Source organism: Pseudomonas sp. Kh14 (assembly GCF_900291005.1).
GTDB classification, from domain to species: Bacteria; Pseudomonadota; Gammaproteobacteria; order Pseudomonadales; family Pseudomonadaceae; genus Aquipseudomonas; species Aquipseudomonas alloputida.
In genome coordinates, this window is the sequence record NZ_OLKJ01000156.1 from 1 (window position 1) to 262 (window position 262).

At 62.2% G+C, this 262-nt stretch carries 1 protein-coding gene; it reads left to right on the forward strand.

Annotation, left to right across the window (positions count from 1 at the left end):
* On the forward strand, positions 1-262 hold a 262-nt coding region (locus tag FQ668_RS27670; protein WP_144180801.1), incomplete at both ends, for a GDP-mannose 4,6-dehydratase.

Here is a 262-nt window from a genome sequence, read left to right on the forward strand (position 1 = left end):
CGTTCAATCACATCGGTCCCGGCCAGAAGGACAGCTTCGTCATTGCCAGCGCCGCCCGACAGATCAGCCGGATCAAGCGAGGCCTGCAACCGGCCCGACTGCAGGTGGGCGATATCGACGTGACGCGCGACTTCCTCGATGTCGGCGATGTGATTTCAGCCTACCTGGCCCTGCTCGACAACGGCGTCCCGGGGCAGGTCTACAACATCTGCTCGGGCCGCGAGCAGAGCATTCGCAGCCTGATCGAACAACTGGGCAATAT